Origin of the sequence: Halomonas sp. BC2, assembly GCF_002078115.1 — a bacterium.
GTDB lineage: Bacteria > Pseudomonadota > Gammaproteobacteria > Pseudomonadales > Halomonadaceae > Vreelandella > Vreelandella stevensii.
The window spans coordinates 117,189-142,012 of sequence record NZ_LFGT01000029.1 but is presented as its reverse complement, the minus strand read 5'-3'; the positions used below and the strand labels follow the sequence as shown (position 1 = coordinate 142,012).

Sequence of the window (24,824 nt, the reverse complement as noted above, 5' to 3'; positions counted from 1 at the left end):
GCCACAATCGCAAAATTCTTAACGGCAAGGACACCGCTAACGAATTTTACTGAGAGAGTAGCTTTACTATCTCTGCAGCCGACACCTGGCTCAAGGAAGCTCAGCGCAATATGGAAAGCGGTTTTCAGGCACGCGCTAATGGCCTTCAGGCTTAGTGCGGCTCCGAGCAGTAAGCAAGTAAACAGACACTCGCCTAGCTGCCCGTTGACGTCGATAAGCTTTCAGCCCAGCCAGCACTAGCCAAAGCGCGGCCAACACCCCTCTTTTTTACAAGTTCGTACTCCCCTCATGCTACGCTTAACGCTAATGTCTCGGCCCTTCAGGCGGTTCCCAATGCAGTTACAACATTATTTGCGAGTGCTTTTTGCAGCAACAACGCTAATGCTGACACTGCCCGCCCAGGCGCAAACTGGAGATGAGTGGGCCACGTACGACCGCGTGTTCGAGAACGGGGCGCGTCAGGCGCAGTGGTGGGAGGCGGGCTGGAGCGGCATTTACGCGGCCAGCCTGGTGGTCGATGCCTACCAGTCCAGCGAGGCCAGCAGCCGCGATGACCGTTTCGATGCGCGCATTGGCGTGGTGAAGTCGGCGCTGGCGCTGGCGGGGACGCTCACCGATCGCCAACCACATCGGGCGGCGCTGGCAGAGTATGAGCGGCTGAAGGCCCAGGGCGAGTTGAGCGGGGTGCAGGCGTTGGGCCTGCAGTTGGCCCAGGCAGAACGCGAACGCCGTGGCTGGGAAGCGCGGGTCAGCTCTCTGGTGGTGAACAGCGTGGCCGGCGCGGTGATTGCGGCCGATGGCCGGGAGCGGGATGGCGCGGTCAATTTTGCCACCGGCATGCTGATCAATGAATTACAGATCTGGACCCAGCCTAATCAGGCGTCCCGCGCGATCAACCACTTCCAACCGGCCCGTGTGTCGCTGGGCCCGGTCACGCTGGAAGGCGAATATGCCCTGCTGGTTACCCCTCAACAGCTGAGCGCGACCTGGCGGTTCTGAAGGTGGGCCAGGCTGCTTTCCGTGCTCGGCTTGCCGGGCACTTTTTATAGGTACGCTTGTCGTTGTCAGGGCCGCATGAGCGCGTAAAATATGCGGCTCTTTTTTGTTTCCCTATTCGTTATGTTATAACTTATTTATTCGTGAGTGAGGTTGCTCGATGAGTGAGCACATGCATCGCCATAACAAGGAAGGTCCTTGTCATTTTTCGCTGATGTCGTTGTCGGCCACCAAACGGCTGGGGTTGGTTGCCCTTCCCCTGCTGGCGTTGTGGGGGCTGGTGGCGTGGGCAGGCGGGTGGCCGCTATGAGTGAGCGTTCCTCTTCGCGCCTGCAACTGCACGACCTGCACCTGGCACAGGGTGGTCGCACCGTGCTGGAGCATGTGGACGGCGACATCAAGCGCGGCGCGATCACCGCGCTGATTGGTGCCAACGGCGCAGGTAAAAGCACCCTGATTCAGGCCATCATGGGCGAACTCCGGCCCATCAGCGGCAAAGTGGTGTGCACGGTAGACAAGGCGCGTCGTGCCTGGTTGCCGCAGCAGTTGGCTCTGGATCTGACCTTCCCCATGAGCGTGGAAGAGCTGGTGATGACCGGCAGTTGGCCAAGCCATGGAGCCATGAAAGGTTACTGCGCGGCGCACTACCGCAAGGGTCGCGAGATCATGGCGCGGCTAGGCATCTCCCATTTGGCACATCGGCCACTGGGCGAGCTGTCCGGCGGCCAGCGCCAGCGGGCGCTGATTGGCCGCACGCTGATGCAGGAAGCCGAGCTGCTGCTGCTGGATGAGCCGTTCGCCAATGTAGACAGCGACACAGTGGATATCTTGATCCGTATCCTGCGCCAGATGGCCGATGAAGGCGTGACGATCATCATCGTGCTGCACGACATGGACCACCTGCGCCGCCTGGCCGATGAGGTGCTGATGCTGAGCGGCGGCCATGGCCGTTGGGTGGCACCGAGTGCCTTGAACACACAGCACGCTCCCGCCCAGGTGGTGCCCTTCTCGTTGGGAGGTCGTCATGCTGGCACTGCTTGACGCGTGGTTTATCGCGCCGTTCGATTACGGCTTCATGCGCCGCGCCGTGGTGGGTGGGCTGGCACTTTCCTTGGCCGCGCCGCCGCTGGGCGTGTTTCTGGTGCTGCGCGGCATGAGCCTGATTGGCGATGCCATGGCCCATGCCATTTTGCCGGGGGTGGCGCTGGGCTTCTTGCTGGCGGGGTTTTCGCTGCCGGTGATGAGTGTGGGCGGCGTGCTGTTCGGGCTGATGGTGGCGCTACTGGCCGGGGCCGTTTCCAAAATGGGCGGCCAGCGGGAAGATGCAGCCATGGCGAGCTTTTTCATCATTTCGTTGGCGGCGGGCGTCATGTTGATATCCATGGGCGGCAGCAGCGTGGATTTAACCCACGTGCTGTTTGGCTCCATTCTGGCCATCAACTCGACCGCCCTGCTGCTGATTGCCGGTATCAGCACGCTCATCGTGGTCACGCTGGCGGTCGTTTTCCGCTCGCTGGTGGTGGAGTGCCTGGACCCGCTGTTCTTGCGCGGCCAAAGCCGCCGCAGTGGCTGGGTGCATAGCGTGTTTCTGGGGCTGCTGGTGCTGAACCTGACGGCGGGCTTCCAAACCCTGGGCACGCTGATGGCCGTGGGGCTAATGATGCTGCCCGCCACGGCAGCCCGGTTCTGGAGCAAGCGGCTGGAAGGGTTGATCGGCATCGCGGTGGTGCTGGCCATGGTGTCGAGCACTGGCGGGCTGCTGCTGTCGTTCCATTTTGATACCCCTTCGGGGCCAAGCATTATCCTGCTCGCAGGGGTGGCTTACTTGTTGTCAGCGCTGTTTGGCCGCTATCACAGCTTAGCGGCCAAGCTGCGACGCAAGACCACGCCACTCGCCCTGGAGCAGACATCCTGATCATTCACTAAAGGAGTTTGTCATGTCCCTTTCCCATACGTCCCGCTGGCTGGTAGGCGTTTCCGCCATGCTGGCCCTGCCTGCCGCCATCGCCAATGAGCGTGTGCAGGTGGTCACCAGCTTCTCGATTCTGGCCGATATGGTCGAGAACGTGGGCGGTGAGCATGTCGAGGTCACTTCCCTGGTCGGCCCTGACGGCGATGCACACGTCTACTCGCCGCGCCCAGGTGATGCCCGTGCGCTGGCCGAGGCCGACCTGGTGGTCTTCAACGGCCTGCTGTTCGAAGGCTGGATGGAGCGACTGATCGACTCCAGCGATTATCAAGGCCCGGTGGTCACCGCAACGGATGGCATCAACGCCCTGGCCTACGCGGGCCATGACGATCATGGGCATGACGATCACGACCACGATCATGGACATGACCACAGTCACGGTCATGACCACGAGCACGGCGACGATGATCCCCATGCCTGGCAGGACATGACCCAGGCGCGGGTCTACGTCGAGAACATCCGCGACGGCTTGATGGAAGTCGATGCGGACAACGCCGAGCAGTATCAGGCCAATGCCGATCGCTACCTGGCTGAAATGGCGGAGCTGGATGCCGAAATTCGTGCGCTGATCAGTGAGATCCCGGCTTCCGCCAGCGTCATCACCGGCCACGACTCCTTCGGTTACTTCTCCCGTGCCTATGGGGTCAACTTCCTGTCGCCGGTGGGGCTCTCTACCGAAGCAGATCCCAGCGGCGCCAGCATGGCAGCGCTGGTGGACGTGATCGAGCAGGAGAATGTTCAGGCGCTGTTCCACGAGAACATGACCAACCAGTCCATTATCGTGCAACTGGCCGAAGAAACCGGCCTGCCCATTGCAGGCACGCTTTACGCGGATGCGCTGGCCAGTGAGGGCGATGCCAGCACTTACCTGGGCATGATGCGCCACAACGCCACGGTGCTGCACGCTGCCCTGGCCGAACCGGGCCATGATGATCATGGTCATGGCGACCACGACCACGACCACGACCACGACCACGACCACGACCACGGTGATCATGGTCATCGTCACTGATCATTGAGGTCAACGGCTGCTTACCGCTCAGTCTCACGCAGGTTGATCGTGGTGAGCAGCCACTGCCTGAAAGACGCCATGGCATGGGTTTCTGCCCGCGCTTGCAGGCGTGTCAGCCAGTACCCCCCTAGACTGACAGTGGTGTCGAAAGGCTGCACCAGCGCACCACTGCTCAGCTGCCGAGAAAACATCAACGGTGGCGCCAATGCCACGCCCACCCCTTGAAGCGCGGCTTCCACCATGGCAATGGAAGAGTCGAAGACGATGCTCTGGGTCGTGGGAAGGCTACGAGGCAATCCGGCGGCCAACAACCACTCGGCCCACTCATCGGCACGATACGAACGCAGCCAGGTTTCATGCAACACATCGGCTGGCGTGTCGAGCCGTGCAGCAATATCCGGAGCACACAGCACCGAAAGCGATGCAGGCAGTAGTGGCTGAGCCGCCGTGCCATGCCAGGCGCCCGTGCCAAAGCGAATCGCAAAATCGAGACCTTCAGCGGCTAGATCGGCACGATTGTTGTGGGTGGAGAGCCGTAAATCGACGAACGGATACGCGTCATGAAAGTCTGCCAGCCGTGGCAGCAGCCAACCCACGGCAAACGTACCCACCACACCCACGTTCAAGACCTCACGATGACGGCTTTCGCCTAACCGCTCCAACGTATGCGACATCTGATCGAACGCATTCTTCAGCACAGGCAACAGCAGCTCGCCTTCCTGAGTCAGCATTAGCCCTCGGGGCAAACGTGTGAATAGCGGCACCTTCAATAGCCCTTCCAGGCGCTTGACCTGATGGCTCACGGCCGCCTGTGTCACGTGCAGCTCTTCTGCTGCACGCGTGAAGCTCAAATGTCTGGCCGATGCCTCAAAGGCCCGCAGAGCCTTCAACGGCAAATAGGAACGCACTGCGCCACCCCCAAATTTTTCTAATAGCTCATGCAAAATCTTGCCATTTGTGGAGACCCATCGCGCTCTTTATTTTAGTCACCCGTGGCTTCTGTATCGACCAGAGCTGCCTTCCACCGACATGACTCATCGCAACAGGAGTTTTGCATGCGCACGCCGTTTTCAGCACGCCGCTGTCTTCTCATGGCCTCCTCCTTACTTTTCAGCGGGGCAGCCTGGGCGCTCGAAGAGCCTAACGAGGCCGATCTTCAAGCGCTGCTGGACAGCACGATCCCCCCGCTGATGGAACAGTATCGTATCCCCGGCATGGCCGTCGCGCTCAGCATTCAGGGGCAGCCGCATTACTTTAATTATGGGCTTGCAAACCTGGAGACGGAGGAACCGGTCACGGATGAGACGCTTTTCGAACTAGGCTCCATCAGCAAGGTTTTCACGGCTGCACTGGCGGGCTACGCGCAGGCCAGAGGTGCCCTTTCCCTCTCTGACCCCGCCAGCGGCTACTGGCCAGCCCTTGAAGGCAGTGCCTTCGATGAGATCACCCTGCTGGAACTGGGCACCTACACGGCCGGCGAGCTTCCGCTGCAGTTTCCGGACTCGGTGCAATCAGAAGAGCAAATGATCGATTACTATCGCCAATGGCAACCCGAATCGGCTCCAGGGGCACAACGTCTGTATTCCAATCCGAGCATCGGTTTGCTGGGCTATCTCACCGCGCAACGTTTGGGCAGCCCTTTCGAGACGCTGATGGAAGAAGCGCTGTTCATACCGCTCGGGCTCGAACACACCCATTTTCAAGTGCCCGACGCGCAACGGGCACATTATGCCTATGGCTACTCGAAGGAGGATGAGCCCATTCGGGTGAATCCAGGCGTGCTGGATGCCCAGGCCTACGGGCTGAAAGCCAATGCCGCCGATGTGCTGACCTTTCTGGAGGCGAACATGCGAGACCCGGCCAATGCCAGCGGCACGACGGAACGGCTGGATGACGCCTTGGCAACGACACGCACAGGCTACTTCGACGTTGGCCCCATGACCCAGGGCCTGGGCTGGGAGCACTATCACTACCCGGTGACCCTGGAGACACTGCTGGAAGGCAATTCGCTCGAGATGATTTTGGCGACCAACCCGGCACATCGCCTCACGCCACCGCAAGCCCCTCGGCAAGCGGCCTACTACAACAAGACGGGCTCAACCAATGGCTTCGGCGGCTATGTGGTCTTCGTGCCCAGCGAGCAGATCGCCATGGTGCTGCTGGCAAACCGCAACTACCCCAATCAGGCGCGTATCGAGACGGCTCACCATATTCTCAGTGCGCTGACCGACACCCCGTAATGAAAAACCGCCGCTTTCGAGCGGCGGTTTGTTTGCAAATGACGAGGTCAAGCATGAGGGAAGATTGCGTTTTGCAGCGCTGATAAAGGAGACTAGCCCCTCTCCCTGCTCATCTCACTCATTGCAAAGAGCCAAGCCCATGCGCCTGAACGCCGATTTTAGCCACTTTGCCTGTATGACGCCGGAGCAGTATCACTGGGTCGCGTCGCCCAGTGCAGGCGTGGAACGTATGATGCTGGACCGGATTGGCGAGGAAGTCGCCCGCGCCACCAGCCTGGTACGTTACGCGCCGCACAGCCAGTTCAGCCACCATACCCATGGCGGCGGTGAAGAGATTCTGGTGCTGGAGGGCGTGTTTGCCGACGAACATGGCCGCTACCCTGCGGGCAGCTACCTGCGCAATCCCATTGGCACTGGCCATACGCCCCATATTGGCGAAGAAGGTGCGCTGATTCTGGTGAAACTGCATCAGTTCGATGACAACGACCTGCTGCAGCTGGCCATTCCTGCCCACCGCCTGCCCTGGCAGCCCGACCGGCGGCCAGGCATCGGCTACAAAATGCTGCACACCTACGCACAGGAGAAGGTCAGTCTGGAACGCTGGGAGCACGATGTGGCCATCGATTACCCTGCGCTACCGGGCGGGCTGGAACTGCTGGTACTGGAAGGCTCGCTCTACGAGGCGGGCAACGAATACCCGCAGGGCAGCTGGTGCCGCTTCCCACCTGGGGCTACTCCATCGCTGCGCGCCGGTGAACATGGCGTCATGATGTACATGAAGCGCGGGCACCTGACGGATGCGGTGTGCCAGGCTAACGCGCCAGCCCAATGAACGGCAGCAGGGTCAGCAGTGCGATCAGGATGACAGCGACCATCACCAGCGCGATCTGAATCGGCTGTTCCCGTAACCGCTTCCCCCAGGTCGGTGCTTCGTTGCGGGCCACCGCCTCCTGGTGGGCCTTTCGCGCGCTGGCCTGGCGTTCGACCTGGTACTGCGCCAGCAGCGCCTCGGCGTCATCTCGCTGGGCCGGGTTGCGCAGCCAGATGGCATCGACCCCCAGACGGAAGAACCCCGCCTGAGTCTCATACACGTCGAAGCCGTGTTCATCCAGCAGCTGGCGCACTTCCATGGCCTCTTCATCGGTCACGTGGCGCAACCGGAACAGCAAATGTGCCATATTAGCCGCCCAATGCGGCCATGCGATCCGCCTGAATCACTTCGATCCAGTAGCCGTCCGCGTCCTTGACGAAAATGACGTCTTTCATCTTGCCCTGGTCGGCACGCTTCACGAAGGTGACATCCTGCTCGTCGAACCAGGCCTGGGCGGCCTCCAGGTCCGGCACGCTGAAGCAGATGTGGCCAAACCCCTGGGGCTCGGCATTGCCGTCGTGGTAGGCAAAGTCCTGCTCGGTTTCGGTACCCCAGTTGTGGGTCAGTTCCAGCAGGCCCTTCTGGCTGAAAGTCCAGGCGGTGCGAGCGTTCTGCTCCTCCGGCACCTGGTCGTCGGCTTCCACGTTGGCCAGAAAATAGAGCGAGAACTGCATCTCTTCGAAATCCAGCCGCCGCAGCACCTGCATGCCAAATACGCGGGAATAGAACGCCAGCGCGCGCTCTGGGTCCTTGACCCTCAGCATGGTGTGATTCAACCGAAACCCTTGGGTCTGGGGAGCCGCAGGGGCAACACCGGGATACTGTTCACCTGAAAACGACATGACTCTCTCCTGTTGCTGTGTGATGTATCTGGCCATTGGTACCCAAGTAAGCACTTTGGTACGTAAATACTTTGACGAAGCCCATACCATGTACAAGGCTTTAGGCTGCTGTTAACGCGAACCCCATCGAATCCGCCGTTACCGCCCCTTGGACCATGTATGAGGGCGGTGCTGCGATAATTCTAGTCCCTGCCTGAGGAGGCCGCATGTCACGTGATCTCAATGTACTGGGTGAGCCGCTCACCCCCTGCTGTCACTCGCCCAAGACGGGGGGTTTATCGTGGACGCTCGATGAAATGCTGACCTACGGCACACCCAGCGCGTTTCGCTGATCTTTCCGCGCCATTGGCTTTACACTTCCCGCCTGGCCGAGGATAGTACGCCTACGACAGGGGCGCCGCGACGCGGCTGAGACGCACCCTTTGAACCTGAACCGGATAGCACCGGCGTAGGGAGTCGTGGTGCTTCCATTCACCACCTCCCTGCCGGGAGGAAGTCATGACCCTACCCAGCCCACGCGAGACGCTGCTCGCGCTGCGTGACCAGACCCCGCTGGTTCACTGCATCACCAACTACGTTGCCATGAACAGTACCGCCAACCTGCTGCTGGCCGCCGGGGCCTCCCCCGCCATGCTGCATGCCCAGGAAGAAGTGGCGGAATTTACCGCCATCGCGGGAGCGCTCTCGATCAACATCGGTACGCTCTCTACCCCTTGGGCCGAAGCCATGCAGCTGGCCGCCCAATCAGCCCAGGCCCACGCGGTGCCCTGGGTGCTGGACCCGGTTGCCGTGGGTGCCACGCGGCTGCGCCAGCAAACCTGCCTGTCCCTGCTGGCTTACTCGCCCAGCGTGATTCGTGCCAATGCCTCGGAAATCATGGCGCTGAGCGGCCTTGCCCACCAGGGCCGGGGCGTGGATGCCACGGTGAGCACCGACGATGCCACCCAAGCGGCCATCACCCTGGCGCGTCGGTATCACTGTGTCGTCGCCATGACCGGGGCCACCGATATCGTCACCGATGGCCAGTCGCTGTGTCGTTTGACCGGCGGCCACCCGCTGATGCCACGGGTAACCACCCTGGGCTGCGGGCTCAGCGCGCTGGTCGCCGGTTTCGTGGCGGCCAACCGTCACGCCCCGCTGGCCGCCACGCTCGGCGCCCTGACCTATTTCAATCTGGCAGGCAGTCGCGCCGGGCAGCGGGTCGAAGGGCCAGGCAGTTTCCATGTGGCGCTGCTGGATACCCTGTACTCGCTCACGGCAGATGACCTGCCTGCACTACCTCACTCGGAGACCCTGCATGTCGATTGATCTTACGCTCTACCTGGTCACGGATGCTCAGCTATGCGCCTCCACGGGCCTGGAACGTACCGTGGAAGCCGCCGTGGCAGGAGGCGTCACGCTGGTCCAGCTACGCGACAAGCAGGCCAGCGACGAGGCCATGATTGCCCAGGCCAAGCGTCTCAAGGAAGTGCTGGCAGGTAGCGGAGTGCCGCTGATCATCAATGACCGGCTGAACGTGGCGCACGCCAGCGGTGCCGACGGCTTGCACGTTGGCCAGAGCGATACGGACGTGATGCAGGCCCGCCAGGTACTGGGCGAGCAGGCGATCATCGGGCTCTCCATCAATACTCTGGAGCAGTTGCAGCGTGCCCCCGTGGCGCTGCTGGATTACGTGGGGCTGGGGCCTGTGTTTGCCACCGGGAGCAAGCAGGACCACGCGCAGCCCATCGGTTTTACCGGGCTGGCCCAACTGGCCAGTGCCTGCCCGCTGCCCAGCGTGGCCATCGGCGGCTTGAAAGCCGAGCACGCCGCCCAGGTGAAAGCCGCCGGTGCCCATGGGCTCGCGGTGATCTCGGCCATTTGCGGCCATCCTGCCCCCCGTCAGGCGGCCCAAGCGTTCTTCAGGTCATGACCCGGTTCGACCAACTGGCAGCCTTCGTCAAGGTGGCCGAGCTGGGCAGTTACACGCGGGCGGCGGAGGCCCTGGACCTCTCGCGCACCTTGCTATCGCGCCGAGTCATGGCGCTCGAGGAATCGCTGGGCGCGCGGCTGATACAGCGCACCACCCGGCGGCTGCACCTGACGGAAGCAGGCGAGAACACCATGACGACGACACTGACAACCCAAGCATCACACCTGCATGCCACTTCCCTGCTGCGCATCAGCCTGGGTATCATGACCCTGGCCCACGGGCTGTTGAAAGTATTCGTGTTCACCCTGCCTGGAACGGTCGGCTATTTTGAGTCGCTGGGCCTGCCAGGCTTTCTGGCCTACCTGACCATTGCGGCGGAAGTCGGCGGAGGCCTGGCCTTGCTGCTGGGTATCTATACCCGCTGGGTCAGCCTTGCCCTGGTACCGGTTTTGCTGGGAGCCGCCTGGGTACATATCGGTAACGGCTGGCTCTTCTCCAACCCGGGCGGCGGCTGGGAATTCCCGGTATTCTGGGCCATTGCACTGGTCGTGCAAGCCGGCCTTGGCGGCGGCAGCCTGGTCGTTGCACGCCGCTTCGCGTGAGCCACTGGCCTGCTGGCGTGCCTACGCTGGCAGGCCACACATTGAGGTGCCTTATGTTACCTAGCTTGTTTATCTCTCACGGCTCGCCCATGCTGGCGCTGACCCCCACGCCCGCTCACCGGTTCCTGCGTGAGCTGGGCCAGACGCTTCGCCCCAAGGCCATCGTTGTGGTCTCTGCCCACTGGGAAACGCCGGAGCTGCTCATCAGTCAGAGCGCTCACCCCGAGACCCTCCACGATTTTGGCGGTTTTCCGGCGGCGTTATTCGCCGTGCAGTACCCGGCACCGGGGGACCCAGCCCTGGCCGCAACGCTGGGCAAAACGCTCGGTGCCAGACTCGTGGAGCGCGGCATGGACCACGGCGCTTGGGTGCCACTTTCCCTGATGTACCCCGAGGCCAGGCTACCGGTCGTGTCGTTGTCGCTTCCCAGCCGGTGGAGCAACGCGGCGCTGATGGAGTTGGGCCAGCGGCTTGCCCACCTGCGCAGCGAAGGTATTCTGGTCGTGGGCTCCGGCAGCCTGACCCATAACCTGCATGCGCTACTGCCCCAGGGCAGCCAGGCACCAGGCTGGGTGGATGCCTTTGCCGATTGGGCACACACCCAACTGGAAAAAGACGCGCGGGAGGCGCTGCTGACATGGCAAACGGCTCCCCATGCCCAGCGCAACCATCCCACGCCGGAGCACTTCCAACCGTTACTGGTCGCCATGGGAGCCGGGGGTCAGGGCCAGCGGCTGCACCATAGCGTCGAGCACGGCGTGCTGGCGATGGATGTCTACGCGTTCAACTGACGGCCACGCCCAGATGGCTGGCCTGGGCGGAGGTGCGGGAGGGAGCGGTAGAAAGATCCCGCATCAACAGTGCAAACTCCCACTGCTCCGGGCCGATGGGCGCGCCAGGTAGCGCTATGCGGACACGATGCCCTGAGCCGGGTGCGGCAGTCTGATACTCGCCGCGCCCGTTTTCCATCTGCTTCAGCACGAAACGACGATTGCCAGAGGGCAGCATCAGCTCCATGGAATCGCCCACTTCGAAGCGATTCTTGACCTCGACGTCCAGCAGGCTGCCCGTGGCATCGACGCCGATGATGTCGCCCACGAACTGCTGGTGCACGCCAACGGAGTGGCCGCGCTCGTAGTTCTGAAACTCATCGTGCACATGGCGGCGGTAAAAGCCCTCGGTATAGCCTCGGTTGGCCAGGTTTTCCAACTGATCCATCAAGCCCATGTCGAAGGGGCGGCCTGCCACGGCATCGTCAATGGCCTGACGATACACCTGCGCAGTACGCGCCACATAGTAGTGGGACTTGGTACGTCCTTCGATCTTCAGTGACGCCACACCCAGGCGCGCCAGGCGTGCCACGTGCTGCACGGCGCGCAGGTCCTTGGAGTTGAACAGGTAAGTGCCGTGCTCGTCTTCGTAGATGGGCATCCGCTTGCCCGGCCGGGAGACATCTTCGATCAACGCGGCCCGCTCGGTGTCCGCCGTCACGGGTATCAGGTCGCCGGTGGCATCCCGGGTGGCATCCAGCGTCTTGTATTGCCAGCGGCAGGCGTTGGTGCAGGTGCCCTGGTTCGGGTCACGGCGATTGACGTACCCCGAGAGCAGGCAGCGCCCTGAATATGCGATGCACAGCGCACCGTGAACGAACGTCTCGATCTCGATATCCGGGCATTCGGTGCGGATCTCGGCCACCTCTTCCAGCGACAGCTCCCGAGAAAGAATGATGCGCTGGATCCCCTGCCGCTGCCAGAACTTGACCGCGGCCCAGTTCACCACGTTGGCCTGCACCGACAGGTGGATGACTTGTTCCGGCCAGCGCTCACGGATCATCATGATCAGCCCGGGGTCGGACATGATCAGAGCGTCCGGCCCAGCCTCGATCACCGGCTCCATATCCCGCAGATAGGTCGTGAGCTTGCTGTTGTGCGCAGCGATGTTGGAGGCCACGTAGAACTGCTTGCCTCTGGCATGGGCATACTCGATGCCCCGGTGCAGCGTCGCCACCTTGAAGTCGTTATTGCGCACCCGTAGCGAGTAGCGCGGCTGCCCGGCGTAGACCGCATCGGCCCCGTAGGCAAACGCGTAGCGCATGTTGTGAAACGTGCCCGCAGGCGAGAGAAGTTCGGGAGCTTGCATAACCGTCACCGTTGTTTGAACGGGCGGCATTATAGCCAGCGCACCTCGCCGGTTGCGGCCCGTCGGCCGGTTTGCTGACTTGGGTCAATTCCCGGTGCATGTCAAGCCGTGGGGCGACGTTTCAGGGTGGTGCGACGATCGTGATAGGCAATGGCCAGACCGCTACACATGATCAGCGCGCTGCCTACCCAGACCCAAACGTCCGGCAGCTCCCCCCAGAACCACCACCCCAACAACACGGCCCACAGCATGGCGGTATAATCGAAGGGCGCCGCTATGGCGGCGGGCGCATGGCGAAAGGCCAGAGTGATGAACGCCGTGGCTCCCACCCCCAACACTCCGGAGGCGGCAAAGCCCAGCCAGTGCCAGGGATGGGGCGTTTGCCATACCCAGGGCAGGCTGAGGCCCGTCAGTACCAGCGGCACGGCCGTCATGTAGAACACCATGGCCCACAGGTGCTCGTTGGCGCCATAGCGCCGCGCGGTGACCATCATCAGCGCGTAGAACACCGCCGCGCCCAGCACCACCATGGCCCCCAGTTGAAAGGCATCACCACCTGGCCGCACCACGATCAGCACCCCGACAAAGCCAAGCAGCGAAGCGGCCAGCACTGGCGGGTCGATACGCTCACCCAGTAACGGCACCGACAGCAGCGTCACGAACAGCGGGGCCACAAAGGCAATCGCCGTGGCTTCCGCCAGCGGCAGCAGGGTCAACCCCCAGACGAAGCACACCATGGTGGCGGTATAAATGAGCCCGCGCAGCAGGTGCACGCCCGGGCGACGCGTACGCAATTTGCGCAGCCCACCACCAAAATGGGCCAGCAGGGCGATCAGCGGTAGCGACACCAGCGTTCTGAAAAAAATGATTTGCAGCGGCGAGTGCACCTCACCCAACCATTTCGATACCGCGTCACCCAAGGCCAGAAACAGTACGCCTGCACACATGCAGAGAATGCCTTTCAGGGAAGATGTCATGGCGTTCCTCCTGTGGTCGCATAAAATAAAACGCCCCGCCAATGCTGCACTGGCGGGGCGTTGGCGTGATGAGTAGTGTCAAAGGCTGGCGTTCACCACCATGCAGTCCATCCCCTGTGCCTGCAGCGACTGACAGGCCTGACGGGCACGTATTTCGTCCAGCGCCACGACGCGTGCTCGGAAGACCGTCGAGCGCCCCTCGAAGGTATCGATGGCGACCTGCCCCCCCACCTCACTGGGCAGCCGCTGGGCAGCCTGTTGGGCCAGCTGTTCCGCCTGATGGGCCTGGCTGAAGGCACCCACTTGGATGCCCCAGTTACCACCGCCAGCGGCCGGTGCCGACCCCATCGAGGCAAAGCCACGCTCCTGCTCGATCAAGGCCAGCAGCGGGTCACCCTGAGGGGAAGGTGTAGGCGCCATGGTTTGTGACCACTGGGCCTCCACGGCCGCCGCCGTGACCGGTGCGCTGGTGTCGATATGCGCCATTATCGGCCGCGATGGGGGCTCGGGCGGAGGCGAGATCGCCTGCTGTGAACCCCCGAAGCTCATGTACTCCTGCGAGAAGCTGGTGTTGGCAATCCAGGTCTGGTGGTCACGTAGCGCTGCGCGCTCGAAACTGCGATCCAGCAGGCTGGCCATGTGCGTATCCCTGGAGGCGGCGGTGAATCCCCCCATCACCACCGCCACCATGCGTCGGCCGTTATGCACGGCAGTGGTGGCGACATTGAACCCGGAGGCACGGATAAAGCCGGTCTTCAGGCCGTCGGCGCCGGGATAGTCACGCACCAGGCGGTTGTGGCTAGTGTGGCGAGTGCCACGGTGGGTGAACTCCTGCAGCCCAAAGTAGTGGTAATACTGAGGAAAGTCCTGGATCACACGCACCGACAGGGTCAGCATATCCCGCGCCGTGGTGATCTGCTGGTCATCCGGCAACCCCGAGGCATTGCGGAAAGTCGTCCTGCTCATGCCCAGCTCACGGGCTCTTTCCGTCATCAGGTGGGCAAAGCGCTGCTCACTGCCGCCCAGAGCCTCGGCCACCACCACGGCCACGTCGTTGGCAGAGCGTACCGCCAGGGCGCGCATGGCGGTGTCCACGCTGATGGTGCTGCCTGCTGACAGCCACAGCTTGCTGGCGGGCATGGCCGCCGCCTGAGCCGACACCGGCAGCGCTTGGTCGAGGCGCAAGTCACCTCTCTCCAGCGCTTCGAAGGTGAGGTACATGGTCATCATCTTGGTCAACGAGGCAGGATAGCGCGCTTCGTCGGCGTTCTCGGCATAAAGCACTTCACCATGCTCCAGATCGACGACGATGCCCGCATAGCGAGGGTTGGCCTGCGCGTTGGTGATACTGCCGATCACCAATAGACCGAGCATCAACAGCCATACCGTTGCTGCTGTCCGTGAATACCTTGCCTCTGCTGACATACCTGCCCCTTGATGAATGTACATCACTGCTAAACGTCACTCGCGCCTGCTACCCTGGCACACACTTACTGATGACCTAGCACCGCCCTTGAATGGCCATGCTCAGCCGAATAAGACTAGCATGGCCTGCCGACAAATGGATGTGCCCGATGGCTTATATATAGATTAATCCAGGCCCGCCAGGCAATCCGTCTCTTTTCCATGGACATGAAACGATAGGCGTAAAAAAACCGCCCGGTGAGGGGCGGTTTTCATTGTGCCTTGGAAGGGGCGCTACGCTTACTCTGCAGCGGCTTCTTCCTGGGCTACCGGGCGGTCTACCAGTTCAACGTAGGCCATGGGGGCGTTGTCGCCGGTGCGGAAACCGCACTTGAGAATACGGATGTAACCACCCGGACGCTCGGCGTAACGCGGACCCAGCTCGTTGAACAGTTTGCCGACGGCTTCTTTGGAGCGCGTACGAGCAAACGCCAGACGGCGGTTTGCAACGCTATCCTGCTTTGCCAGGGTGATCAGCGGCTCGATAACGCGACGCAGTTCCTTGGCCTTGGGCAGGGTTGTCTTGATGACTTCATGTTCGACCAGCGAGACAGACATGTTCTTGAACATGGCCTGACGGTGCGAGCTGGTACGATTCAGATGACGACCACTCTTACGATGACGCATGGTTGTGATTCCTTACCAAACTGGGACTCAAGTCGACGCTTACGCGGAGGCCTTGTCGTCCTTCAGGCTAGCGGGTGGCCAATTTTCCAGCCGCATACCGAGGGGCAAGCCGCGCGCTGCCAATACATCCTTGATTTCATTCAAGGACTTCTTACCGAGGTTCGGGGTCTTCAACAGCTCCACTTCCGTGCGCTGGATCAGATCACCGATGTAGTAGATATTCTCGGCTTTCAGGCAGTTGGCGCTGCGAACGGTCAACTCGAGATCGTCTACGGGGCGCAATAGGATCGGATCAACGTGATCCTCTTCCTCTTCGACTTCCTGCTCTTTGTCAGCTTCCAGGTCGACGAAGGCGGCCAGCTGCTCTTGCAGAATGGTCGCACTGCGACGGATAGCCTCTTCCGGATCCAGTGTACCGTCGGTTTCCAGGTCGATAATCAGCTTATCGAGGTCGGTACGCTGCTCGACACGAGCGGCTTCGACCGAGTAGGAAACACGGCGAACAGGGCTGAAGGTGGCATCCAGCTGCAGGCGGCCAATAGCACGGGTCTCTTCATCAGAGCCACGAGCGTCAGCCGGTTCGTAACCACGACCCAGCGCTACCTTAAGCTGAATTTTCAGCTCGGCACCTTCATTGACGTGTGCAATGACGTGGTCCGGGTTGACGATTTCGACGCTATGATCAAGCGCAATGTCGCCAGCGGTGACGACGGCTGGGCCCTGCTTGTTCAGCGAGAGCACCGCCTCATCGCGGCTGTGCATCTTGATCGCAACATCTTTCAAGTTCAGGAGGATTTCGATGACATCTTCCTGCACCCCTTCGAGTGCACTGTATTCGTGCTCTACACCGGCGATTTCAGCCTCTACCACGGCAGCGCCGGGCATGGATGAAAGCAGAATGCGACGAAGTGCATTCCCCAGGGTGTGACCAAAGCCGCGCTCGAACGGTTCGAGAACGATTTTGGCATGATGTGCGCTGATCTCTTCGACCTTGATGTCGCGGGGGCGAAGAAACTCTGTCACTGAACGCTGCATATGAACACCTTTCAGGCTGCCAAACGGATACTGAGTACTCTAAAGCACAATACTCAAGAGCATCTGGGCGGTTAGCTTTGCTATCCCGCCCAGGCCTCAAGAAGCAGAAGCAACAAACAGACTGCTTACTTGGAGTACAGCTCGACGATCAGGTTTTCGTTGATGTCGGCAGTCAGGTCACCGCGTTCAGGCAGAGCCTTGAAAGTGCCTTCCATCTTCTTGGCGTCGATTTCGATCCAGGTGATATCGCCACGGTTGGCAGCAATGCTCAACGCGCTTTGGATACGAGCCTGGTTCTTCGCCTTTTCACGAACAGCTACCACGTCACCCGGCTTCACTTGGTAGGAAGCAACGTTAACGGTGCGGCCGTTGACGGAAATCGCCTTGTGGCTGACCAGCTGACGCGCTTCAGAGCGAGTCGAGCCGAAGCCCATGCGGTAGACGACGTTATCCAGTCGGGATTCAAGCAGTTGCAACAGTACTTCACCGGTCGCACCTTTCAGGCGAGCGGCTTCTTTGTAGTAGTTGCGGAACTGCTTTTCGAGTACGCCATACATACGGCGTACTTTCTGCTTCTCGCGAAGCTGCAAGCCGTAGTCGGAAAGACGCTGACGACGCTGGCCGTGTACACCCGGGATCTGCTCGGATTTACACTTTTTCTCGAAGGGAGTCACGCCACTCTTCAGGAAGAGATCGGTGCCTTCACGACGAGACAGTTTGCACTTCGGTCCAATATAACGAGCCATGAATCTGTCTCCTTAAACGCGGCGTTTCTTCGGCGGACGGCAGCCATTATGGGGGATGGGCGTCGCGTCTACGATGCTTTGCACGCGGAAGCCGGCGGCGTTCAGTGCGCGCACGGCGGATTCACGGCCGGGACCGGGGCCCTTGACCAGCACGTCTACGTTTTTCACACCATACTCGGCTGCAGCAGTTGCTGCACGCTCGCTTGCAACTTGCGCAGCGAACGGGGTGCTCTTGCGAGAACCACGAAAACCCGAACCACCGGCTGTTGCCCAAGAAAGAGCATTGCCCTGGCGGTCTGTGATCGTCACGATCGTGTTGTTAAAAGAGGCATGGATGTGCGCGACGGCGTCCACTACCTGCTTTTTAACCTTTTTACGGTTACTACGCGGGTTAGCCATGTTGATGTCTATTCCTGTCTTAACGTCAGCTCTCGATTAAAGAGCCTGCGTGTTATTTGCGGATCGGCTTACGCGGGCCCTTACGGGTACGCGCGTTAGTCTTGGTCCGCTGACCACGCAGCGGAAGACTACGACGATGACGCAGACCACGGTAGCAGCCTAAGTCCATGAGACGCTTGATGTTAAGCGTGACATCACGACGAAGGTCGCCTTCTACGGTGTACTTACCAACTTCAGAACGCAGGGTGTCCAGCTCTTCGCCAGACAGATCTACGATCTTGGTAGTCGGCGCGATACCGGCAGCAACACAGATGTGTTGAGCGCGAGTACGGCCAATCCCGAAGATATAGGTCAGCGAGATCGCCGCATGCTTGTTGTCCGGGATATTGACGCCTGCAATACGGGCCATCAGCTTACTCCGAAATTTGAGCGGCTTGCTCGTTTATTCATCTACAAAAGGCGCAACAGCATACCCCTTTAGGAGCCCGAAGGCAAGGGGTATGCCTGCACCCGCTTAAAACAGCCCAGGCTTAGCCCTGACGCTGCTTGTGCCGCGGCTCGACACAGATGACGCGTACAGCGCCATTGCGACGAATGATCTTGCAGTTACGGCACATCTTCTTTACGGAAGCTCGAACTTTCATCGTTCTTTCTCCAAAAACGGCTCGCGGCGCGCCAATTCGTTAGGGGCGCCTCAGCGCATGATGCCGCCGCTACCGTAGCCTTTCAGGTTGGACTTCTTCATCACTGAGTCATATTGATGCGACATGAGATGCGACTGCACCTGGGCCATGAAGTCCATGATGACCACTACCACGATCAGCAGCGACGTACCGCCAAAGAAGAACGGAACGTTCCATGCTACGATCAGGAACTGGGGCATCAGGGAAACCGCAGTGATATACAAGGCACCGAACAGAGTGAGACGAGTCATCACTTTGTCGATATAGCGAGCGGTCTGCTCGCCGGGGCGAATGCCCGGCAGGAAAGCGCCTGACTTTTTGAGATTGTCAGCCACATCCTTGGGGTTGAAGACCAGCGCTGTGTAAAAGAAGCAGAAGAATACCACTGCCGCAGCGAAAAGCAAGATGTAAAGCGGTTGGCCCGGGCCTAACGCCTGCGAGGCTCGCTGCAACCACTCCATGCCTTCGCCAGCACCTACCCACTGACCGATAGAGGCCGGGAAGAGTAGGATACTGGAGGCAAAGATCGCGGGAATGACGCCCGCCATGTTCACCTTCAACGGCAAGTAGCTGCTTTGACCTGCATACATCTTGTTGCCCACTTGGCGACGTGGGTAGTTCACCTTGAGGCGGCGTTGGCCACGCTCGATGAACACCACGAATGCCACGGTGGCAATACCTAGCACGGACAGCGCTAACAGCGGAAGAACATTCCAGGCCCCTTCGTTACGAGCAAGCTCGAAGGCTTGCCCCACGGCACTGGGCAGCCCAGCGACGATCCCCGCGAAGATCAGCAGCGAAATACCGTTGCCGATGCCCTTCTCGGTGATCTGCTCGCCTAGCCACATCATAAACACCGCACCCGACACAAACGTGATGATGGCGGTGAAATAGAAGCTGAAGTCAGCGCTGTAAGCGATGCCTTGGCTAGCCAGACCCACGGACATGCCGGTAGCCTGGACAAAAGCCAGTAACACCGTGCCGTAGCGGGTGTACTGGCTAATCTTGCGGCGGCCAGCCTCGCCCTCTTTCTTGAGCTGTTCAAGATGAGGGGAGACTGCAGTCATCAGCTGCATGATAATCGACGCCGAAATATAGGGCATGATGCCCAGGGCGAGGACGCTCATGCGCTCCAGGGCGCCACCCGAGAACATGTTGAACATGCCCAGGATGGTGCCCTGTTGCTCCCTGAACAAGGCAGCAAGCTGGTCAGGATTGATACCGGGAACGGGAATGTGGGCACCGATACGGTACACCACGATGGCGAGGAGCACGAAGCGCAAACGCGCCCACAGTTCACTCAGACCGCTGCCCATCGCCGGCATGTTTCCTGACTTGGCCATTTAGTCCTCTACCTTGCCGCCAGCGGCTACGATCGCTTCACGGGCACCTTTGGTGACCTTGATTCCACGAACGGTAACCGCTTTGTTCAGTTCGCCAGAAAGGATGATCTTCGCATGCAGCGTCGCATCCTTCAGCACGTTGGCTTGCTTCAGGGTTTCCATGGTGACTTCGTCACCGGCAACCTTGGCAAGTTCCGCCAGGCGTACTTCTTCAGATACCAGCGACTTGGCAGACGTGAAGCCAAACTTCGGCAAACGACGCTGCAGCGGCATCTGACCGCCTTCGAAACCAGGCTTGACGCTACCGCCACTGCGTGATTTCTGACCTTTGTGGCCACGGCCACCGGTCTTGCCCAGACCGGAACCGATACCACGACCAACGCGCTTTTCAGCGTGTTTGGAGCCCGGTGCCGGGCTCAGGGTATTGAGTTTCATGGATTACTCTCCCTCAACGCGCACAAGGTAGTTAACCTTGTGGATCATGCCGCGTACGGCAGGGGTGTCTTCCAGCTCAACCGTATGACCGATGCGACGCAGGCCCAGGCCTTTCATAGTAGCCTTGTGCTTGGGCAAAACGCCGATGGTGCTGCGGATCTGGGTAACCTTGATCGTTGCTGCCATGGTGCCTTACCCCGTGATCGCTTCGACAGACAGACCGCGCTTGGCGGCGATGTCTTCCGGTGCTTGCATGGCAGAGAGACCTTTGACAGTCGCCCGTACCACGTTAACCGGGTTGGTGGAACCGTAGCACTTGGCCAGTACATCGTGAACGCCTGCCAGTTCCAGTACGGAACGCATGGCGCCACCAGCGATGATACCAGTACCTTCGGAGGCCGGCTGCATGTACACCTTGGAAGCACCGTGACGGGCTTTTACCGGGTACTGCAGTGTGTGACCTGCAAGGTTGACCTTGACCATGTTGCGACGAGCCTGGTCCATCGCTTTCTGGATTGCGACCGGCACTTCACGCGCCTTGCCACGACCGAAACCGACACGACCTTTACCATCACCTACGACGGTCAGTGCGGTGAAGCCGAAAATACGACCACCCTTGACCACCTTGGCGACGCGGTTGACCTGCACTAACTTCTCCTGCAGATCACCGTTTTGCTGTTCGTTCTTCGCCATCGTAAAACCCTTTAGAATTCCAGGCCGCCTTCACGTGCGGCGTCGGCCAGAGCCTTGACGCGACCGTGATACTTAAAGCCAGCACGGTCGAAGGCCACCTGGGTGATGCCTGCTTCTTTAGCGCGTTCGGCAATCAGAGCGCCGACCTTGGAGGCCGCGTCTGAGTTACCGGTCGCACCCTCGCGCAGTGCTTTGTCCAGCGTAGAAGCGCTGGCCAGCACCTTGCCACCATCCGGCGAGATAATCTGCGCATAGATGTGACGCGGGGTACGGTTGACGCACAGGCGATACACGCCCAGCTCGCGGATCTTGGCGCGAGCGCGGCGGGCACGACGGAGACGAGATTCTTTCTTCGCGTTCATAACCCTGCCTTACTTCTTCTTGGCTTCTTTGCGACGCACCTGCTCGTCGGCGTAACGTACACCCTTGCCTTTGTACGGCTCAGGCGGACGGAAGGCGCGGATTTCCGCGGCGCACTGACCGAGCATCTGCTTGTCCGCGCTTTTCAGCACGATCACGGTGTTCTTCGGCGTTTCCGCTGTAACACCTTTAGGCAGTTCGTAGTCGACCGGGTGCGAGAAGCCCAGTGAAAGATTGAGCGTCTGGCCCTTAGCTTGGGCACGATAACCGACGCCAACAATTTCGAGAGTTTTTGTGAAACCCTCGGATACGCCCGTAACCAGGTTCTGAACCAAGGCGCGGGTAGTACCGGCCATTGCCCAGCTCTTGGCAGACTCACTCGGGGCGAAGGTCAGCTGGCCGTCTTCTTGACCAATCACCACGTCCTGGTGAATGGGCATAGACAGCGTGCCCTGGCCGCCTTTGGCGGTCAGCTGGCCAGCATCGATTTTGACATCAACGCCAGCAGGCACTTTAACCGGATATTTCGCTATGCGGGACATTCCAGCCTCCTAGAATACGGTGCAGATGACTTCGCCACCGACGCCAGCCTGGCGCGCGGCACGATCGGTCATGACACCATTAGAGGTGGTGACAATCGCGATACCCAGGCCATCGGCTACCTTGGGCAGGTTGTCCTTGCCCTTGTACTGACGCAGAGACGGCTTGGAAACCCGCTGAATGTGCTCGATAACCGGCTTACCCTCAAAGTACTTGAGAGTAACGGTCAGCTCGGGTTTGACGCCTTCAGCCACCGTAAAGTCGGTAATGTAGCCTTCTTCCTTTAGCACTCGGGCCACTTCGACTTTCAGTTTGGAGGACGGCATGGTAGCCGTCTCCTTGGTGGCCATCTGCGCATTGCGGATACGGGTAAACATATCCGCCAGAGTGTCTTGCATGCTCATTTAATGTGCGCTCCTGATGATTCTACGTGGCGTTACCAGCTGGACTTTTTGAGGCCAGGGACGTCGCCACGCATGGCGGCTTCACGCAGCTTGTTACGGCCGAGGCCGAACTTGTTGTAAAAGCCGTGCGGACGGCCAGTCACGCGGCAGCGGTTACGCTGACGCACCGGGCTGGAGTCGCGCGGCAGTTGCTGCAGCTTCAGCGTCGCCTCGAAACGATCTTCTTCAGAAGCGTTCACGTCCGAGATGATTTTCTTGAGCTCTGCGCGCTTAGCCGCATACTTCTCGACCAGCTGAGTACGCTTGAGCTCACGCTCTATCATACTTTTCTTAGCCATGATCCAACCCTTATTTCTTAAACGGGAAGTTCAGTGCTGCAAGCAGCGCACGACCTTCCTCGTCGGTGTTGGCGGTAGTAGTGATAGTGACGTCCAGCCCCCGTACGCGATCGACTTTATCATATTCGATCTCCGGGAAGATGATCTGCTCACGCACACCCATGGAGTAGTTGCCGCGACCGTCGAAGGACTTCGGGTTGAGACCACGGAAGTCACGCACGCGTGGGATGGCAATGTTCACCAGACGGTCCAGGAAGTCCCACATACGCTCGGAGCGCAGTGTCACTTTGATACCGATCGGCCAACCTTCGCGCACCTTGAAGCCCGCGATGGACTTGCGTGCCTTGGTCACCAGCGGCTTCTGACCGGAAAGCTTCTCCAGGTCGCCGATGGCATTGTCGATCAGCTTTTTGTCGCTGACCGCTTCGCCGATACCCATGTTCAGAGTCACTTTCGTGATCCGGGGTACCTGCATTACGTTGGCGTAGCTGAACTGCTCTTTGAGTTGAGCTACCACCTCGTTTTGATAACGTTCTTTCAAGTTCGCCATTATGCTACCCGACTCGCGTTAGGCGTCGATCTGCGTCTGCGTCGACTTGTAGATACGTACCTTGGTACCGTCTTCCTTCACCTGGAAGCCGACGCGATCCGCCTTACCGGTCTCCGAATTGAAGATGGCTACGTTGGACGCGTGAATCGGAGCCTCACGCTCGACGATACCGCCCTGATTTCCCGCCATGGGATTAGGCTTGGTGTGACGCTTGATCATATTCACACCGGACACCACGAAACGGTTTTCAAGTACCCGCTTCACCGTGCCGCGCTTGCCCTTATCCTTCCCGGCGATGACGATGACTTCATCGTCACGTTTGATCTTTTGCATATCCGCCTCGCTCCTTACAGCACTTCAGGCGCTAGGGAAATGATCTTCATGAACTTCTCATTACGAAGTTCACGAGTTACCGGCCCGAAGATACGCGTGCCGATCGGCTGTTCGTTGGTGTTATTCAACAAAACTGCCGCATTTCCATCGAAACGGATCAGCGAACCGTCACTACGACGGACGCCACTACGGGTACGAACGACTACTGCCTTGAGGACCTGGCCTTTTTTGACCTTGCCACGAGGAATAGCTTCTTTGACCGTTACTTTAATGACGTCACCAACGCGGGCGTAGCGACGGTGTGAACCGCCCAGCACCTTGATGCATTGCACCCGGCGCGCTCCGCTGTTGTCGGCGACATCCAGCATTGTCTGAGTCTGAATCATCGGTTTTCTCCAAACCTAATCTGACTGCACTGGTTGAACAGACGCAGGGGATTAACCCTTGGCCTGCTCGACCACCTCGACCAGCGTCCAGGCTTTCTTCTTGGAAAGCGGACGGCACTCCTGAATGGAAACCGTATCGCCTGCCTTTGCCTGGTTCGCCTCATCATGGGCGTGCAGCTTGGTGGAGCGCTTGACGTATTTTCCGTAGATCGGGTGACGCTCACGACGCTCGATCATGACGACGATGGACTTGTCCATCTTGTCGCTGACCACCTTGCCGGTCAGCGTACGTGTTTTTTTCTCTTCGGCCATCTCAATCACCTGCCTTCTCGTTGAGCACAGTCTTAACGCGGGCGATATCCCGACGGACCTGCTTGAGCAGATGAGTCTGGCTCAGTTGGCCAGTGGCCTTCTGCATGCGCAGGTTAAACTGCTCGCGGAGGAGCTCGAGGAGCTGCTCTTGGAGCTCTCCTACGGACTTTTCACGAATTTCCTGGGCTTTCATCACATCACCGTCCGTTTCGCAAAGGTGGTGGACAGGGGCATCTTCTGGGCGGCCAGTTCAAATGCTTCACGGGCCAGCTCTTCGGATACACCTTCAATTTCATACAGGACCCGACCCGGCTGGATCTGGGCTACCCAGTACTCAACGGAACCTTTACCCTTACCCATACGAACTTCGAGCGGCTTCTTGGAAATCGGCTTGTCAGGGAAAACGCGGATCCAGATTTTACCGCCACGCTTGACGTGACGTGTGATCGCACGACGGCCAGCTTCGATCTGACGCGCAGTGATGCGGCCACGACCGGTTGCCTTGAGGCCGTACTCCCCGAAGCTGATCTTGCTTCCGCGATGCGCCAGGCCACGGTTGCGGCCTTTCATCATCTTGCGGAATTTCATACGCTTGGGCTGTAACATCGACTCGCTC

Annotated in this window: 38 protein-coding genes, 1 pseudogene and 1 riboswitch; of the genes and pseudogenes, 13 read left to right on the top strand and 26 right to left on the bottom strand. The window is 60.0% G+C overall.

Features of this window, described 5'->3' with window-relative positions:
• The first annotated feature begins 333 nt into the window (after nt 1–333).
• The 5 genes from B7L71_RS16860 (at nt 334) to B7L71_RS16845 (ending at nt 3,977) form a co-directional block, all read left to right on the top strand.
• Nucleotides 334–999, top strand: a complete 666-nt coding sequence (locus B7L71_RS16860) for a hypothetical protein (RefSeq protein WP_139790161.1) — start codon at nt 334–336, stop codon at nt 997–999.
• 157 nt (nt 1,000–1,156) lie between these two features.
• Entirely contained in the window at nt 1,157–1,306 is a 150-nt protein-coding gene (locus B7L71_RS17405) for a hypothetical protein (RefSeq protein WP_167385702.1), read from the top strand.
• On the top strand, nt 1,303–2,037 hold the full coding sequence (locus tag B7L71_RS16855) for a metal ABC transporter ATP-binding protein (protein WP_081139262.1): 735 nt from the start codon (nt 1,303–1,305) through the stop codon (nt 2,035–2,037). Before B7L71_RS17405 ends, B7L71_RS16855 begins: the two co-directional genes overlap by 4 nt.
• Complete coding sequence (locus B7L71_RS16850; protein ID WP_081139260.1) at nt 2,021–2,911, top strand: metal ABC transporter permease; 891 nt, start codon at nt 2,021–2,023, stop codon at nt 2,909–2,911. Before B7L71_RS16855 ends, B7L71_RS16850 begins: the two co-directional genes overlap by 17 nt.
• Nucleotides 2,912–2,933: 22 nt before the next feature.
• Entirely contained in the window at nt 2,934–3,977 is a 1,044-nt protein-coding gene (locus B7L71_RS16845; protein WP_081139259.1) for a metal ABC transporter solute-binding protein, Zn/Mn family, read from the top strand.
• 20 nt (nt 3,978–3,997) lie between these two features.
• On the opposite strand, the gene B7L71_RS16840 is transcribed toward B7L71_RS16845, so the two are convergent.
• Nucleotides 3,998–4,885: a LysR family transcriptional regulator gene (locus tag B7L71_RS16840; protein WP_212636770.1), complete on the bottom strand. Its 888-nt coding sequence runs from the start codon at nt 4,883–4,885 to the stop codon at nt 3,998–4,000.
• A gap of 147 nt (nt 4,886–5,032) precedes the next feature.
• Between B7L71_RS16840 and ampC the strand changes: the two genes are divergently transcribed.
• Nucleotides 5,033–6,217, top strand: coding sequence for a class C beta-lactamase (ampC, locus tag B7L71_RS16835; protein ID WP_081139257.1), 1,185 nt, complete (start codon nt 5,033–5,035; stop codon nt 6,215–6,217).
• A gap of 139 nt (nt 6,218–6,356) precedes the next feature.
• A complete protein-coding gene (locus tag B7L71_RS16830; protein ID WP_016915804.1) occupies nt 6,357–7,049 on the top strand; it encodes a cupin domain-containing protein in 693 nt (230 codons plus the stop codon).
• Here B7L71_RS16830 and B7L71_RS16825 read toward each other — a convergent pair.
• Both B7L71_RS16825 and gloA read right to left on the bottom strand, forming a co-directional pair.
• The gene (locus tag B7L71_RS16825; protein ID WP_016915803.1) at nt 7,030–7,395 is read right to left on the bottom strand and encodes a DUF6164 family protein; all 366 of its coding nucleotides are present in this window, start codon (nt 7,393–7,395) and stop codon (nt 7,030–7,032) included. The genes B7L71_RS16830 and B7L71_RS16825 overlap by 20 nt on opposite strands.
• Nucleotide 7,396: 1 nt before the next feature.
• On the bottom strand, nt 7,397–7,930 hold the full coding sequence (gene gloA / locus B7L71_RS16820; protein ID WP_081139256.1) for a lactoylglutathione lyase: 534 nt from the start codon (nt 7,928–7,930) through the stop codon (nt 7,397–7,399).
• 206 nt (nt 7,931–8,136) lie between these two features.
• Here gloA and B7L71_RS17820 point away from each other — a divergent pair, with 206 nt between their 5' ends.
• The 6 genes and pseudogenes from B7L71_RS17820 (at nt 8,137) to B7L71_RS16800 (ending at nt 11,235) form a co-directional block, all read left to right on the top strand.
• Nucleotides 8,137–8,262 (top strand): DUF2237 domain-containing protein, encoded by a 126-nt coding sequence (locus tag B7L71_RS17820; protein ID WP_232710727.1) that lies wholly within the window; start codon nt 8,137–8,139, stop codon nt 8,260–8,262.
• Between the two features lie 48 nt (nt 8,263–8,310).
• A riboswitch (TPP riboswitch) is annotated at nt 8,311–8,402 on the top strand.
• A 26-nt stretch (nt 8,403–8,428) separates the two neighbouring features.
• Nucleotides 8,429–9,238, top strand: a complete 810-nt coding sequence (gene thiM / locus B7L71_RS16815) for a hydroxyethylthiazole kinase (protein ID WP_081139254.1) — start codon at nt 8,429–8,431, stop codon at nt 9,236–9,238.
• A complete protein-coding gene (thiE, locus tag B7L71_RS16810) occupies nt 9,228–9,842 on the top strand; it encodes a thiamine phosphate synthase (RefSeq protein WP_081139253.1) in 615 nt (204 codons plus the stop codon). The genes thiM and thiE overlap by 11 nt, the downstream gene beginning before the upstream one ends.
• A pseudogene (locus B7L71_RS17400) lies at nt 9,839–10,027 on the top strand (helix-turn-helix domain-containing protein); the annotation flags it as partial. The gene thiE and the pseudogene B7L71_RS17400, both read left to right, overlap by 4 nt.
• A 6-nt stretch (nt 10,028–10,033) precedes the next feature.
• Complete coding sequence (locus B7L71_RS16805) at nt 10,034–10,444, top strand: DoxX family protein (RefSeq protein ID WP_170919527.1); 411 nt, start codon at nt 10,034–10,036, stop codon at nt 10,442–10,444.
• Between the two features lie 53 nt (nt 10,445–10,497).
• Nucleotides 10,498–11,235, top strand: a complete 738-nt coding sequence (locus tag B7L71_RS16800; protein WP_081139250.1) for a DODA-type extradiol aromatic ring-opening family dioxygenase — start codon at nt 10,498–10,500, stop codon at nt 11,233–11,235.
• On the opposite strand, the gene trhP is transcribed toward B7L71_RS16800, so the two are convergent.
• From trhP to rplP, 23 genes are all read right to left on the bottom strand, one after another.
• Complete coding sequence (gene trhP / locus B7L71_RS16795) at nt 11,228–12,583, bottom strand: prephenate-dependent tRNA uridine(34) hydroxylase TrhP (protein ID WP_081139248.1); 1,356 nt, start codon at nt 12,581–12,583, stop codon at nt 11,228–11,230. The genes B7L71_RS16800 and trhP overlap by 8 nt on opposite strands.
• Before the next feature lie 101 nt (nt 12,584–12,684).
• The gene (locus B7L71_RS16790; RefSeq protein ID WP_016915793.1) at nt 12,685–13,560 is read right to left on the bottom strand and encodes a DMT family transporter; all 876 of its coding nucleotides are present in this window, start codon (nt 13,558–13,560) and stop codon (nt 12,685–12,687) included.
• 78 nt (nt 13,561–13,638) lie between these two features.
• Nucleotides 13,639–14,934, bottom strand: coding sequence for a D-alanyl-D-alanine carboxypeptidase family protein (locus tag B7L71_RS16785; RefSeq protein WP_081139247.1), 1,296 nt, complete (start codon nt 14,932–14,934; stop codon nt 13,639–13,641).
• Between the two features lie 330 nt (nt 14,935–15,264).
• Complete coding sequence (gene rplQ / locus B7L71_RS16780; RefSeq protein ID WP_016915791.1) at nt 15,265–15,651, bottom strand: 50S ribosomal protein L17; 387 nt, start codon at nt 15,649–15,651, stop codon at nt 15,265–15,267.
• A gap of 39 nt (nt 15,652–15,690) precedes the next feature.
• Nucleotides 15,691–16,686: a DNA-directed RNA polymerase subunit alpha gene (locus tag B7L71_RS16775; RefSeq protein ID WP_081139245.1), complete on the bottom strand. Its 996-nt coding sequence runs from the start codon at nt 16,684–16,686 to the stop codon at nt 15,691–15,693.
• A 125-nt stretch (nt 16,687–16,811) separates the two neighbouring features.
• Nucleotides 16,812–17,432 carry a 30S ribosomal protein S4 gene (gene rpsD, locus B7L71_RS16770; protein WP_016915789.1) on the bottom strand — a complete coding sequence of 207 codons (621 nt, stop codon included), beginning with the start codon at nt 17,430–17,432 and terminating at the stop codon, nt 16,812–16,814.
• A gap of 12 nt (nt 17,433–17,444) precedes the next feature.
• The gene (rpsK, locus tag B7L71_RS16765; protein WP_009099028.1) at nt 17,445–17,831 is read right to left on the bottom strand and encodes a 30S ribosomal protein S11; all 387 of its coding nucleotides are present in this window, start codon (nt 17,829–17,831) and stop codon (nt 17,445–17,447) included.
• Nucleotides 17,832–17,883: 52 nt separating this feature from the next.
• Entirely contained in the window at nt 17,884–18,240 is a 357-nt protein-coding gene (rpsM, locus tag B7L71_RS16760) for a 30S ribosomal protein S13 (RefSeq protein ID WP_016915788.1), read from the bottom strand.
• A gap of 121 nt (nt 18,241–18,361) precedes the next feature.
• Nucleotides 18,362–18,475: a 50S ribosomal protein L36 gene (gene rpmJ / locus B7L71_RS16755; RefSeq protein WP_081139244.1), complete on the bottom strand. Its 114-nt coding sequence runs from the start codon at nt 18,473–18,475 to the stop codon at nt 18,362–18,364.
• Nucleotides 18,476–18,525: 50 nt separating this feature from the next.
• Nucleotides 18,526–19,857 carry a preprotein translocase subunit SecY gene (gene secY, locus B7L71_RS16750; RefSeq protein ID WP_016915787.1) on the bottom strand — a complete coding sequence of 444 codons (1,332 nt, stop codon included), beginning with the start codon at nt 19,855–19,857 and terminating at the stop codon, nt 18,526–18,528.
• A complete protein-coding gene (gene rplO, locus B7L71_RS16745; protein WP_016915786.1) occupies nt 19,858–20,292 on the bottom strand; it encodes a 50S ribosomal protein L15 in 435 nt (144 codons plus the stop codon).
• 3 nt (nt 20,293–20,295) lie between these two features.
• The gene (gene rpmD / locus B7L71_RS16740) at nt 20,296–20,478 is read right to left on the bottom strand and encodes a 50S ribosomal protein L30 (protein ID WP_009723888.1); all 183 of its coding nucleotides are present in this window, start codon (nt 20,476–20,478) and stop codon (nt 20,296–20,298) included.
• Between the two features lie 6 nt (nt 20,479–20,484).
• A complete protein-coding gene (rpsE, locus tag B7L71_RS16735) occupies nt 20,485–20,985 on the bottom strand; it encodes a 30S ribosomal protein S5 (RefSeq protein WP_016915785.1) in 501 nt (166 codons plus the stop codon).
• Nucleotides 20,986–20,996: 11 nt separating this feature from the next.
• Nucleotides 20,997–21,347, bottom strand: coding sequence for a 50S ribosomal protein L18 (gene rplR / locus B7L71_RS16730; protein ID WP_008959159.1), 351 nt, complete (start codon nt 21,345–21,347; stop codon nt 20,997–20,999).
• Nucleotides 21,348–21,356: 9 nt separating this feature from the next.
• Nucleotides 21,357–21,887, bottom strand: coding sequence for a 50S ribosomal protein L6 (gene rplF, locus B7L71_RS16725; RefSeq protein WP_016915784.1), 531 nt, complete (start codon nt 21,885–21,887; stop codon nt 21,357–21,359).
• 9 nt (nt 21,888–21,896) lie between these two features.
• Nucleotides 21,897–22,289, bottom strand: a complete 393-nt coding sequence (gene rpsH / locus B7L71_RS16720; protein ID WP_009723892.1) for a 30S ribosomal protein S8 — start codon at nt 22,287–22,289, stop codon at nt 21,897–21,899.
• A 32-nt stretch (nt 22,290–22,321) separates the two neighbouring features.
• Nucleotides 22,322–22,627 (bottom strand): 30S ribosomal protein S14, encoded by a 306-nt coding sequence (gene rpsN, locus B7L71_RS16715; RefSeq protein ID WP_009099007.1) that lies wholly within the window; start codon nt 22,625–22,627, stop codon nt 22,322–22,324.
• Between the two features lie 10 nt (nt 22,628–22,637).
• The gene (gene rplE / locus B7L71_RS16710) at nt 22,638–23,177 is read right to left on the bottom strand and encodes a 50S ribosomal protein L5 (protein ID WP_016915781.1); all 540 of its coding nucleotides are present in this window, start codon (nt 23,175–23,177) and stop codon (nt 22,638–22,640) included.
• 18 nt (nt 23,178–23,195) lie between these two features.
• Complete coding sequence (gene rplX / locus B7L71_RS16705) at nt 23,196–23,510, bottom strand: 50S ribosomal protein L24 (RefSeq protein ID WP_009723895.1); 315 nt, start codon at nt 23,508–23,510, stop codon at nt 23,196–23,198.
• Nucleotides 23,511–23,524: 14 nt separating this feature from the next.
• Nucleotides 23,525–23,896, bottom strand: coding sequence for a 50S ribosomal protein L14 (gene rplN, locus B7L71_RS16700; protein ID WP_009723896.1), 372 nt, complete (start codon nt 23,894–23,896; stop codon nt 23,525–23,527).
• A gap of 51 nt (nt 23,897–23,947) precedes the next feature.
• A complete protein-coding gene (gene rpsQ, locus B7L71_RS16695; RefSeq protein ID WP_009723897.1) occupies nt 23,948–24,208 on the bottom strand; it encodes a 30S ribosomal protein S17 in 261 nt (86 codons plus the stop codon).
• 1 nt (nt 24,209) lies between these two features.
• Nucleotides 24,210–24,401 (bottom strand): 50S ribosomal protein L29, encoded by a 192-nt coding sequence (rpmC, locus tag B7L71_RS16690; protein WP_016915779.1) that lies wholly within the window; start codon nt 24,399–24,401, stop codon nt 24,210–24,212.
• Complete coding sequence (rplP, locus tag B7L71_RS16685) at nt 24,401–24,814, bottom strand: 50S ribosomal protein L16 (protein WP_007112000.1); 414 nt, start codon at nt 24,812–24,814, stop codon at nt 24,401–24,403. The genes rpmC and rplP overlap by 1 nt, the downstream gene beginning before the upstream one ends.
• Nucleotides 24,815–24,824 lie beyond the last annotated feature (10 nt).

Bases quoted from the DNA above. Each gene is read 5' to 3' on its own strand.
- B7L71_RS16860 (WP_139790161.1), top strand. From the start codon at position 334: ATGCAGTTACAACATTATTTGCGAGTGCTTTTTGCAGCAACAACGCTA.
- rpsN (WP_009099007.1), bottom strand. From the start codon at position 22,627: ATGGCTAAGAAAAGTATGATAGAGCGTGAGCTCAAGCGTACTCAGCTG.
- B7L71_RS16825 (WP_016915803.1), bottom strand. From the start codon at position 7,395: ATGGCACATTTGCTGTTCCGGTTGCGCCACGTGACCGATGAAGAGGCC.
- thiE (WP_081139253.1), top strand. From the start codon at position 9,228: ATGTCGATTGATCTTACGCTCTACCTGGTCACGGATGCTCAGCTATGC.
- rplN (WP_009723896.1), bottom strand. From the start codon at position 23,896: ATGATTCAGACTCAGACAATGCTGGATGTCGCCGACAACAGCGGAGCG.
- B7L71_RS16845 (WP_081139259.1), top strand. From the start codon at position 2,934: ATGTCCCTTTCCCATACGTCCCGCTGGCTGGTAGGCGTTTCCGCCATG.
- rpsM (WP_016915788.1), bottom strand. From the start codon at position 18,240: ATGGCCCGTATTGCAGGCGTCAATATCCCGGACAACAAGCATGCGGCG.
- rpsQ (WP_009723897.1), bottom strand. From the start codon at position 24,208: ATGGCCGAAGAGAAAAAAACACGTACGCTGACCGGCAAGGTGGTCAGC.
- B7L71_RS16855 (WP_081139262.1), top strand. From the start codon at position 1,303: ATGAGTGAGCGTTCCTCTTCGCGCCTGCAACTGCACGACCTGCACCTG.
- rpmC (WP_016915779.1), bottom strand. From the start codon at position 24,401: ATGAAAGCCCAGGAAATTCGTGAAAAGTCCGTAGGAGAGCTCCAAGAG.
- B7L71_RS16850 (WP_081139260.1), top strand. From the start codon at position 2,021: ATGCTGGCACTGCTTGACGCGTGGTTTATCGCGCCGTTCGATTACGGC.
- rplQ (WP_016915791.1), bottom strand. From the start codon at position 15,651: ATGCGTCATCGTAAGAGTGGTCGTCATCTGAATCGTACCAGCTCGCAC.
- rplP (WP_007112000.1), bottom strand. From the start codon at position 24,814: ATGTTACAGCCCAAGCGTATGAAATTCCGCAAGATGATGAAAGGCCGC.
- B7L71_RS16790 (WP_016915793.1), bottom strand. From the start codon at position 13,560: ATGACATCTTCCCTGAAAGGCATTCTCTGCATGTGTGCAGGCGTACTG.
- rpsH (WP_009723892.1), bottom strand. From the start codon at position 22,289: ATGAGCATGCAAGACACTCTGGCGGATATGTTTACCCGTATCCGCAAT.
- B7L71_RS16830 (WP_016915804.1), top strand. From the start codon at position 6,357: ATGCGCCTGAACGCCGATTTTAGCCACTTTGCCTGTATGACGCCGGAG.
- rpsD (WP_016915789.1), bottom strand. From the start codon at position 17,432: ATGGCTCGTTATATTGGACCGAAGTGCAAACTGTCTCGTCGTGAAGGC.
- rplX (WP_009723895.1), bottom strand. From the start codon at position 23,510: ATGCAAAAGATCAAACGTGACGATGAAGTCATCGTCATCGCCGGGAAG.
- B7L71_RS16775 (WP_081139245.1), bottom strand. From the start codon at position 16,686: ATGCAGCGTTCAGTGACAGAGTTTCTTCGCCCCCGCGACATCAAGGTC.
- rplE (WP_016915781.1), bottom strand. From the start codon at position 23,177: ATGGCGAACTTGAAAGAACGTTATCAAAACGAGGTGGTAGCTCAACTC.
- rplO (WP_016915786.1), bottom strand. From the start codon at position 20,292: ATGAAACTCAATACCCTGAGCCCGGCACCGGGCTCCAAACACGCTGAA.
- ampC (WP_081139257.1), top strand. From the start codon at position 5,033: ATGCGCACGCCGTTTTCAGCACGCCGCTGTCTTCTCATGGCCTCCTCC.
- rpmJ (WP_081139244.1), bottom strand. From the start codon at position 18,475: ATGAAAGTTCGAGCTTCCGTAAAGAAGATGTGCCGTAACTGCAAGATC.
- rplR (WP_008959159.1), bottom strand. From the start codon at position 21,347: ATGAACGCGAAGAAAGAATCTCGTCTCCGTCGTGCCCGCCGCGCTCGC.
- rpmD (WP_009723888.1), bottom strand. From the start codon at position 20,478: ATGGCAGCAACGATCAAGGTTACCCAGATCCGCAGCACCATCGGCGTT.
- B7L71_RS16785 (WP_081139247.1), bottom strand. From the start codon at position 14,934: ATGCTCGGTCTATTGGTGATCGGCAGTATCACCAACGCGCAGGCCAAC.
- rplF (WP_016915784.1), bottom strand. From the start codon at position 21,887: ATGTCCCGCATAGCGAAATATCCGGTTAAAGTGCCTGCTGGCGTTGAT.
- B7L71_RS16805 (WP_170919527.1), top strand. From the start codon at position 10,034: ATGACGACGACACTGACAACCCAAGCATCACACCTGCATGCCACTTCC.
- B7L71_RS16800 (WP_081139250.1), top strand. From the start codon at position 10,498: ATGTTACCTAGCTTGTTTATCTCTCACGGCTCGCCCATGCTGGCGCTG.
- secY (WP_016915787.1), bottom strand. From the start codon at position 19,857: ATGGCCAAGTCAGGAAACATGCCGGCGATGGGCAGCGGTCTGAGTGAA.
- gloA (WP_081139256.1), bottom strand. From the start codon at position 7,930: ATGTCGTTTTCAGGTGAACAGTATCCCGGTGTTGCCCCTGCGGCTCCC.
- thiM (WP_081139254.1), top strand. From the start codon at position 8,429: ATGACCCTACCCAGCCCACGCGAGACGCTGCTCGCGCTGCGTGACCAG.
- trhP (WP_081139248.1), bottom strand. From the start codon at position 12,583: ATGCAAGCTCCCGAACTTCTCTCGCCTGCGGGCACGTTTCACAACATG.
- B7L71_RS17820 (WP_232710727.1), top strand. From the start codon at position 8,137: ATGTCACGTGATCTCAATGTACTGGGTGAGCCGCTCACCCCCTGCTGT.
- rpsE (WP_016915785.1), bottom strand. From the start codon at position 20,985: ATGGCGAAGAACGAACAGCAAAACGGTGATCTGCAGGAGAAGTTAGTG.
- rpsK (WP_009099028.1), bottom strand. From the start codon at position 17,831: ATGGCTAACCCGCGTAGTAACCGTAAAAAGGTTAAAAAGCAGGTAGTG.
- B7L71_RS17405 (WP_167385702.1), top strand. From the start codon at position 1,157: ATGAGTGAGCACATGCATCGCCATAACAAGGAAGGTCCTTGTCATTTT.